The organism is Streptomyces sp. NPDC049577, assembly GCF_040675635.1.
Lineage (GTDB): Bacteria > Actinomycetota > Actinomycetes > Streptomycetales > Streptomycetaceae > Streptomyces.
The window spans coordinates 1-8,521 of the sequence record NZ_JBFAPH010000265.1 but is presented as its reverse complement, the minus strand read 5'-3'; the positions used below and the strand labels follow the sequence as shown (position 1 = coordinate 8,521).

Below are 8,521 nucleotides of genomic sequence, written 5' to 3'. Positions count from 1 at the left end.
GTGCCGTCGCCCAGCAGCCAGCGGTCGGCCCAGTCCTGGAGCGCGACCAGGACGGGCAGGAGCCCGCGGCCCCGTTCGGTCAGCACGTACTCGTACCGGGGCGGACGGTTCTGGTAGAGGCGCCGTTCGAGGACGTGCTGTTCGGTCAGTGTGCGCAGTCGTTCGGCGAGGACCTTCCGGGAGAGGCCCAGTTCGCCGGCGAGCCGGTCGAAGCGCACATGACCGCGGGCGATCTCCCGGAGGACGAGCAGGCTCCACCAGTCGCCCACCACCGCCGCGGCCTGCGCGATGCCGCAGGCGTCGTCGGCCACACGCCGTGGACTCATTGTCGTCGCCCTCCCTGTGGGGTCGCTCTCTTGAAAAACCGTTGACAGGCCGTCGCCTCGGCATAGTAGGTTCCTTTTCGGAACTCAGCCAGTATCGGAAGGGAACCCACTGGTGGCGCAGGAGACTTGGACCGCGGTCGACGACTACTTCAACGACCTGCTCGTCGAGGAGGACGGCCCGCTGCGCGCGGCGGCCACGGAGAGCGAAGCGGCCGGGCTGCCGCCCCACCAGGTCGCGCCGAACCAGGGCAAGCTGCTCCAGCTTCTCGCCCGGGTCCAGGGCGCCCGCACGATTCTGGAGATCGGTACCCTCGGCGGGTACAGCACCATCTGGCTCGCCCGGGCCCTGCCCGAGGGCGGGCGTCTGGTCACCCTGGAAGCCGACGAGCGCTACGCCGCCGTCGCCGCGGCCAATGTCTCCCGCGCGGGGCTCGATCGCGTCGTCGACATCCGGGTCGGCGCGGCACTGGACTCCCTGCCCCGGCTCGTGGACGAGGAAGCCGGCCCCTTCGACCTGGTCTTCATCGACGCCGACAAGCCCTCGAACCCCGACTACCTGCACTGGGCCCTCAAGCTCACCCGGGCCGGCAGCGTCATCATCGGCGACAACGTCGTGCGCGACGGCGCCGTCACCGACCCGGCCAGCACCGATCCCCGGGTGAAGGGCGTGCGCCGCTTCACCGAGCTCATCGCCGCCCACCCCCGGCTGACGGCCACCACCGTCCAGACTGTCGGCGCCAAGGGCTACGACGGCTTCACCCTCGCCCTCGTCACCGCCTGACGGGCGAGGGCGGCACGGCAGCCGCAACGGACTTCGGCGAACCGCCCTGCCTCGGCGCCTACGCCGAGGTGGTCACCCCCGGGCGGCTGGAGGTCGGCGGCAGGGTCACGCTGCGCTGACGCGTCATCGCCAATCGCCGTAGCAGGCGAAAAACGCTTCCACGGTCCTCGAACTCGTCGCCTCCAGCACAATTCTCCGCTGCTCCCAGTCGCTGACGAGCGCGTCCACCAGGACCCCGGCCGCTCCCGGGGTGCCGATGACCTTGCGCAGGCATTCCTCGCGGCGGGAGCCGGTGAAATGGACGAGCGCGACCCGCGCCAGGTTGTAGGCGCGGCTTGCGGAGCCTAGGCGGTAGGGAGGGTTGGGACGGAACCGGTGTGCGAGTCGTGCCGACGGGACCGCCAGGACATCGATGCCGGCGCGCCATGCGCGGAGGCTGAAATCGACGTCCTCCAGCCCGAGCTCACGGAAGGCGTCGAAGCCGTTCAGGTTGTCGAACGTCGTCCGGCTCAGCGCAAGGCAACCTCCCGGCGCGACGGGCAGCGGGTACAGGGTGCCGTCCGTTCGCGGCGGCAGCCATCGCACCCGGAGTGCGGCATCGATCAAGCGGGCCCCGCATCCGTACGCGGTGCCGGCGAAGTCGCGAAGGGCGGGCGCCAGGACGGCGTCGGGTCGAGCGGTGAGCGCGGCCTGCAAGTGCGCGAGACAGTCCTCTTCCAACCGGCAGTGCGCGTCCAGGAAGACCAGGTAGGGGCTTTTCGTGAGGTGGGCGCCCGCATTGCGTGCCGCCGCCACACCGCTGCGCCGGATGTGGTGCACGATGACGCCCCGCTCGCGCCATGCGGTCGTCTTCAGGGCGGCGCAGCTGTCGTCCGTGCCTCCGTCGTCGACGACGACGGTTTCGGCCGGTACGACCGATCCGGCGTAGACGGACTCCAGCGTGTCGTGGAGTTCTGCGCCCTCGTCCAGGCTCGATACGACCAAAGAGGTGACGGCCGGCGGTATCGCGGTTCGTTGCGTCACTGGGACTGTTCGAGGGGTGGACCGGGAGTTCCGGGTGGGACTCCGCCGGGCGGCAGCGTGGCGACCAGGTCGATCAAGCCGGGCAGCAGGGCCGCGTACCGGATCGAGTCCTGTAGGTAGGCCCTCAGGCCGGCGTCCAGTGCGAAATGGTAGGCGCTCAGGCGATCGAGCTCCCGGCCGTCCAGATCGAGCGCCAGAAGGTCTCCCGGCCTCAGCCGGTCGAGCTGCAAGGACTCCAGGACCTTGTGGGGCTTCGCGGCGTATTCCAGGTATTCGGCGTAGTCGGTGGAGGACTGGAGGTCGGATTCCGCGAATCCTGCTTGCTCAAGCACCCGTTCGAGGGCACGGTCGCCTTGCCGGACGAGGTATCCGACGGTGGGCACACCCCCGTCGTGCAGATACTGCAGCAATTCCTTCGTCACGGCCCCGGCGAGACCGATGTTGGTGGCGTTCCTGAAATCGGTCAGGACCGGGGTGAGGTGGGCCCGGCCTTCGGTGCCGGTCATCGCGATGCCGACAGCCTCAACCGTCTGTGAACCGATTCCCCTGGGCGGCCAGGGCCTGTCCCGCGTCGCCAGGGCCAGCACGAGGCCTGCCTGGGGCAACAGGGGCTCGAGAACCTCGGAATACAGATACGGGTACCCGTTGCAGCGGCAGAACCGGGCCAGAGCCGCCCGGGTTTCCGCGGGAAGCTCCCTGCACACCGAGATGCGGGTCGACTCATTGCCCGGGGCGTGGTGGGTCATGACCGGCCTCCGAAGGGGAGAGAGCCCGAGCTGGACATCCAGCCCGCGACGGCGTACCGGGTGCCGTCGAGCACCGTCGCCACCTCATGCATCAAGGACGCCCGGAACAGCACCAGCATGCCGGGCTCCGGAATGATCACCACCCGTCGGTCGGGAAGACCCGGGTCGGTTTCGTAGAGGGTCAGCGCGCCGCCGTCGAATTCCGGCAGCGGCCCACCGGGGTCCCGCCCGTTGAGATAGAGCAGGAGCGACCAGCGATGCGCGGCCAGCCGCGGCGGATCGTCCTTGTGGTTGGCGACGTCACGGTGCGCGCGAAAGTAGCTGCCCTTCTCGTACGACATGAAGTAGGGGCCGTACAAGCAGTCCGCATCGGAATCGAATTCGGCGCGATGGTCGTGGAAATAGGACACCATGCGGTCGCCGACGAAACGCTGGACGTCGTCCGGGAGATGGTGATCGAAGCAGAATCGCAGCGACTGGTCCAGGATCGATTCTCCGGCGCGTACGACCTGCGCCGGCTCTTTCGGCGCTTCATTCATGGTCCGGATGAGGTCGGCGCATTCGGCGGTCGACAGGAAGCCGCGCGCCGATGCGACGTTACGTGTCCGGAACCGGGGTTGCGTGGTATCGGCGCCCTGGGGTCGCATGTGCGTGAGCGTACAAGAGACCGCTTCGGAAATATCCGAGGCCGCCCGGCTTGTACGTCACGTCGCCCGTCCGGCCCACGGCCGGAACGGCCCGGGCCGCCGATCCCGCTTCGCCATCCGCGCCGTAGCCGCCTATCGACAGCTTCTCCCCCGCGCACGCGCCGGACGACCGCTTACTGTCCGGCGAGCCTGCGTACCAGGCGCACCATGGCGGCCCGTTCCCCTTCCGGGCCCGGGGCGCCCCCGAAGATCATCCGTACTGCCTGCGGCACGCTGAACCACCAGGCACCCAGGGCGAGGACCGCGTAGAAGAGTTCAGCGGGTTCGAGCGAGGGGTCCAGCGTGCCGTTGGACTGCGCCTCGGCCAGGGCGGCGACCCGGGCCCCGTAGGTGGCGGTGCGCTCGGCCTCCCGCAGTGCCGGTCCGCCGCGGTCCTGGAGGCCCTCCCAGTGCAGGAGCCGGATGAACTGCGGGTGGGAGCGGTGGTAGTCGTACAGCTTCCCGGCGTACTCGCCGAGGTCCGCCGCCTGGTCGGCGGTCAGCGGGATGGCCGTTGCGATCCGTTCCAGTTCCGCCTCCAGGACGTGCCCGAAGAGCTTCTGCTTGTTGCCGAAGTACTGGTAGATCCGCTCCTTGTTGACCCCGGCCCGCGTGGCGACGCGTTCGATGCGCGCGCCGTCGAAGCCGTACTCGGCGAACTCGTCGATGGCGGCGTTCAGCAGGTCTTGTCGTGTGCGTGCGGTGTCCCAGGCCATGGCTTCACTCTAGAGCATCTCCAACCGTTCGTTTGGAGATGGTCCGGCCGTGCGGTTAGTCTCCAACCATCCGTTTGGAGATTTCGGCGAGCAAGGAGCTTTCCACCCATGACCTCCCGTCCCGCCCCGGCAGGCCCTCCCCCCAAGCACCACATGGCGCTCATGATCTGGGTGGCGGTCTTCCCGACCCTCACGGTGCTGCATCTGCTCTTCCACCGCTGGCTGGAGCAGCTGCCGCTGGTCCTGCAGACCCTGATCCTGAGCGCCCTGGTCGTGCTGACGGTCGTCTACGTCCTGATGCCGCGCCTCCAGCGCGTGCGCGGCATGCTCCTCCGCCGCGCCGCGCGCCGCCGGGGCTGACGGTGGTCCCGGGCCGGCTTTCTACACGAAGGGCGTGATCCGCTCTTCGACGCCCAGCAGCACCTTGCCGTAGTTCTCCAGGCCCACCGCGGGCGTGGCGACCGCGTGCCGGCCCGCGGTGCTCGCGTCGCGCCGGATCCGTTGCAGCGGGTTCGCGTCGGCGAAGGCGCCGCCGCCGCGCACGCCGAGCAGGGTGTTGATGGCCTCCAGGACGTTCTTGATGGCGTGCCCGGCGTCCGCGCGGACCCGGGCGCGGCCACGGACTCGGACTGTGTCTCGTAGTAGGTGTACGAGATCGGCTTGGTCGCGGCCTTCTCGGGAACGAAGACGTCCTCGGCGATCAGGCAGTTGCTGCCGGTGCCGCGCATTCCGGCGGCGTACCAGACGTCCTCCATCTCCAGGTCGGGCTCCGGCGCGAGTTGGCGGATCTGGCCGGGGCTGCCCGGGAAGCCGACCCGGCCGCCTTCGCCGCCGCCGACCACCGGCTCCGGACGCGGCTGGCGGCCGTCAGTCCCAACGCGCTGCTGCGCTCGCTGTACACGACGCTTCTGCCCCTGGTCGAGCCCGAGGCCGTGGAGCGGCTCCAGGACCGGTACGAGCAGCACGCCGCCTCGTCGGCGCCCTCGAAACCCGTGATCGCGCCAGGGCGCTCGAACTGGCGACGAAGGAGTTCAGTGCCAGTACTGGGCGAGGATGCCTTCCTTGAACGGTGCGGGCGAGATGGTGAGGTCCCCGGAGAACGGCCGGTCCAGGGTGAGGACGAGGAGCACGCTCACGCCGATGAGTGCCGCGACCGCGCTGACGAACACGAGCTGGACGCGGATGCTGCGCATCCCGTACACCCAGGTGAGCGGGATGACGACGAGTGCGCCGCCGTAGACCAGCGCGGTGAGGAGGACGGGCAGCTGCTCCTGGGACGTCGCGATCCGGCTGCGGCGCGCGGCGGCGACGCCGCCCAGGTTGGAGATCGCCTGGCTGTAGTAGGCCTTCTGCCCCTCCGTGACGGGCTCGTAGCCCTGGAAGGCGCGGTAGATGCGGGTGATCTGGGGGTTCGTGAGGTCCGGGTCCGGGTTGCCCGCGCGCATGCGGGGCCACTGCTGCTCGACGATGGCGTGCACATACGCGTCTATGGCGGCCGAGATCCGGTGCCGCTGCTCGGCGGGGAAGGCCGAGGCGTCCCGCAGGACCTCGGCGGTCTGTGTGGCCTCGGTGGCGACGTTGGTCCGGGCGGCGCCCAGGGCCTCCCACTCGGCCACGATGACGAAGGCGAGGATGATGCCGTAGATGGCGCCGTAGATGCCGAGGACGACGCCGATGGTCTCGTTGTGCCGGCCGGCGATGGTGCGCGGGAAGCGCCGGCGGACCAGCAGGCTGCCCGCGATGGCCAGGACGATGATGCCGCCGATGAAGAAGGTGGCCAGAGCCGGGGTGCTGAAGGTGTTGAGCAGCCAGAGTTCCACGGCACCCTTCCGTGAGCCGATCTGCCGGAATCCTCCGCATCCTTGCCCGGCGCCGCGGTCCCGCATGAGCGGATCATGAAGGGTGCACAAGGCCTCCGCATCCGCTTCACCTTGCGCCTTGCCGGCGGTTCATTCCCGGGGCCGCGGCCCGGTTCGGCACCGCCGGACCGGTCGTGGCCGGCTGAGCACCGTTGCTGCGGGAGGGGCGTCCGGGGGGCTTGCCGCGCCGCAACGCCGGCGGTCAGCCCGGCAGTTGGAAGTGCCAGATGATCTCTGCGGGGACTCCCGCCCCGGCGGCCTCCGCCGCCTCGGGTACCAGGCGGGCCAGGGACCACGGCCACAGCTCCCACGGCCCCGGCTCTGCCGCGGGCGCTGTCCGGGGTTCCTCCGGGCCGGGCCGGTTCGTCGGCGGCGCGGTCGGTTCCTCGCAGCGCCGTACCCGCAGCCCCGCCGCGAGGGCGGCGCGGAGGTAGGTGCCCACCGCGTGGCGGTGGCTCACCAGCCGACCGGGCCGCCCGTCCGGCAGCCGTACGGGGGGAACGGCCCCCAGCGCCACCCACTCCGGGTGGATGTCGGAGGTCACCAGGTGCCCGCCCGGGCGCAGGACCCGGGCGAACTCCGCGAGGACCGGCCGCAGGTCGGGTACGTGCGTCAGGGCCAGGGAACACACGACCAGGTCCACGGCGTCGCCGGCCACGGGCAGCCGGTGGAGGTCACCCAGCTGGAACGCGCCGTCCGGCACCCGGTCGCGGGCCTTGGCCAGCATGGCGGCCGAACTGTCGACGCCGAGGACCCGGTGCCCGCGCTCGGCGAGCAGGGCGGCCACACGTCCGGTGCCGCAGGCCGCGTCCAGAGCGGTCCCCGCGGGCAGGGCGTCGACGATCTCCGTGATCACCGGTTCGTCCAGGGCGAAGGCCGAGTTGGGGCCGTCGTACGTCGAGGACCAGACGCGGTATCCCTCGACCGTGCTCACCGGGGCGACGTCCAGCGCCGCGTCCGCCAGTGACGCGTCGGCGAGCAGTCTGCGCATCTCGCCGATGCGCGCGTCGATGAAGGCACGGTCGTGGGCCCCGGTGAACGAGCGCAGCAGGGCGAGCCCTTCGAGACCGAGTGCGTAGGCGAGCGGACTCTCATGGATCACGTTTCGACGCTAGCCCCGGCCGGCCGGCCGGGGCCACGGAATTACGGAGGGCCCGGCCGGGAACTCCGCGCGCGTTGCTCCGCTCAGAAGGCCGTGTGGGCGAACCAGTGGTCGAGCGTCGTGACGTCGCCGGAGACGGCGAAGGCGGTCTCCCGGTACGAGCGCCGCCCGTAGAGCAGCATCAGGAGGTCCGCCGCCTTCCCCTCCACCGCCGCCCGTGCCTCGGAGGGCTCGGTGCCGGGCGCGGCCGGTGGCAGCAGGCGGAATCCGTTCGGTTCCAGCCGTACTCGCCATTCCTCGCCGGTGCCGCCCGCGCCGTCCGTGCACCGGAAGGCGATGGTCTCGCCGTCGCCGCGCAGCTTCGTCACGGCCGGGGCGAACAGGCCCGCGTAGGGCAGGTTGACGAGGAACTCGTCCACCCCGTCCGCCGCCAGCGCGGGATCGACGTCCGATGCCCGGCCGGCGGCGCGCTCCGCGTCGATCCGGTGCACCAGTGTTTCGAACAGCATCCGGCGGGCCCAGAACCGGGCGTGCTGGTCCTCGCCCCAGGCCCACATCGCCGCCCGGGGATCGGTGGCCCGCAGCACGGCGGCCACGTCGGGGACGCCCGCGGCCACCCAGTGGGCGTACTCCTCCGGGTGTTCCGGCAGGCCCAGTTCCACGTCGCGGCTGCGCGGGGGCTCCTGCACCAGCCCGGTCAGCAGCGTGGAGAACCAGCGCTGGAGCGCTCCCACGTGCCGGGTGAGCTCGGCCAGCGTCCAGCCGGGGCAGGAGGGCACGGGCGTCGCCGGGTCCGCGCCTTCGGCCACCTCCGCGAAGCGCAGGGTCTCCCGCTCGATCGCCTGCCGGTAGGTGTCGTACGGCAGGGGGTGCTTCCCCCGGCTCGTCGTCTCCATCCACTCCCGCCTTTCCGTTCGGAACACTGATCGTGTCCTGATCAGTGTGCAGGTCGGAGTGCACTCGACCGGCCCGCCCCGGGGTGCCTGCCGGCCCCTGCCTTCGATGGCCCTGCGAGGAGACCGGCTGCGGGACGGCGGCACCGCCGCTGGTCCCCGGGGCTCCGGCGCTCGCCTTCGGCACGCGCTGGAACCCCCGGACCAGGCCCTCGGCCGTCCCCGTGCAGATCCGTATCACCAAGGGGGCCTTCTACGGAGCGCTCGGCAGCGGCGCGCTCGCGCTGATCGCCGCGGTCGCCGTCCGACCCCGTCAGCTCTGCTTGGGCGCCGCCCGCCGCGACCGGCTCCACGGTCTGGTCCTTCGAGGTCGTCCAGCAGGCGGCGCC

Annotated in this window: 11 protein-coding genes; 2 read left to right on the top strand and 9 right to left on the bottom strand. The window is 71.0% G+C overall.

What is annotated here, in order from left to right:
* A partial coding sequence (locus tag AB0K09_RS24710) for a helix-turn-helix domain-containing protein (protein WP_366067565.1) occupies positions 1 to 326 on the bottom strand: 326 nt, incomplete at its 3' end.
* A 112-nt stretch (positions 327 to 438) separates the two neighbouring features.
* Here AB0K09_RS24710 and AB0K09_RS24705 point away from each other — a divergent pair.
* Positions 439 to 1,107, top strand: a complete 669-nt coding sequence (locus AB0K09_RS24705; RefSeq protein ID WP_366067564.1) for an O-methyltransferase — start codon at positions 439 to 441, stop codon at positions 1,105 to 1,107.
* Positions 1,108 to 1,230: 123 nt separating this feature from the next.
* Here AB0K09_RS24705 and AB0K09_RS24700 read toward each other — a convergent pair whose 3' ends face one another.
* The 4 genes from AB0K09_RS24700 to AB0K09_RS24685 all read right to left on the bottom strand — a co-directional run bounded on the left by AB0K09_RS24700 (position 1,231) and on the right by AB0K09_RS24685 (position 4,278).
* Positions 1,231 to 2,130 (bottom strand): glycosyltransferase, encoded by a 900-nt coding sequence (locus tag AB0K09_RS24700; protein ID WP_366067563.1) that lies wholly within the window; start codon positions 2,128 to 2,130, stop codon positions 1,231 to 1,233.
* Positions 2,127 to 2,876 carry a hypothetical protein gene (locus AB0K09_RS24695; RefSeq protein ID WP_366067562.1) on the bottom strand — a complete coding sequence of 250 codons (750 nt, stop codon included), beginning with the start codon at positions 2,874 to 2,876 and terminating at the stop codon, positions 2,127 to 2,129. The genes AB0K09_RS24700 and AB0K09_RS24695 overlap by 4 nt, the downstream gene beginning before the upstream one ends.
* On the bottom strand, positions 2,873 to 3,523 hold the full coding sequence (locus AB0K09_RS24690) for a 2OG-Fe(II) oxygenase (protein ID WP_366067561.1): 651 nt from the start codon (positions 3,521 to 3,523) through the stop codon (positions 2,873 to 2,875). The genes AB0K09_RS24695 and AB0K09_RS24690 overlap by 4 nt, the downstream gene beginning before the upstream one ends.
* A 173-nt stretch (positions 3,524 to 3,696) precedes the next feature.
* Positions 3,697 to 4,278, bottom strand: coding sequence for a TetR family transcriptional regulator (locus tag AB0K09_RS24685; protein ID WP_366067560.1), 582 nt, complete (start codon positions 4,276 to 4,278; stop codon positions 3,697 to 3,699).
* Between the two features lie 108 nt (positions 4,279 to 4,386).
* Between AB0K09_RS24685 and AB0K09_RS24680 the strand changes: the two genes are divergently transcribed.
* Entirely contained in the window at positions 4,387 to 4,638 is a 252-nt protein-coding gene (locus AB0K09_RS24680) for a hypothetical protein (RefSeq protein ID WP_366067559.1), read from the top strand.
* Between the two features lie 21 nt (positions 4,639 to 4,659).
* Here AB0K09_RS24680 and AB0K09_RS24675 read toward each other — a convergent pair whose 3' ends face one another.
* The 4 genes from AB0K09_RS24675 to AB0K09_RS24660 form a co-directional block, all read right to left on the bottom strand.
* Positions 4,660 to 4,860, bottom strand: coding sequence for a hypothetical protein (locus tag AB0K09_RS24675; RefSeq protein ID WP_366067566.1), 201 nt, complete (start codon positions 4,858 to 4,860; stop codon positions 4,660 to 4,662).
* 449 nt (positions 4,861 to 5,309) lie between these two features.
* The gene (locus AB0K09_RS24670; RefSeq protein ID WP_366067558.1) at positions 5,310 to 6,098 is read right to left on the bottom strand and encodes a hypothetical protein; all 789 of its coding nucleotides are present in this window, start codon (positions 6,096 to 6,098) and stop codon (positions 5,310 to 5,312) included.
* A gap of 241 nt (positions 6,099 to 6,339) precedes the next feature.
* Complete coding sequence (locus AB0K09_RS24665; protein ID WP_366067557.1) at positions 6,340 to 7,239, bottom strand: class I SAM-dependent methyltransferase; 900 nt, start codon at positions 7,237 to 7,239, stop codon at positions 6,340 to 6,342.
* Positions 7,240 to 7,322: 83 nt separating this feature from the next.
* Positions 7,323 to 8,135, bottom strand: a complete 813-nt coding sequence (locus AB0K09_RS24660) for a maleylpyruvate isomerase family mycothiol-dependent enzyme (protein WP_366067556.1) — start codon at positions 8,133 to 8,135, stop codon at positions 7,323 to 7,325.
* Positions 8,136 to 8,521: the final 386 nt, after the last annotated feature.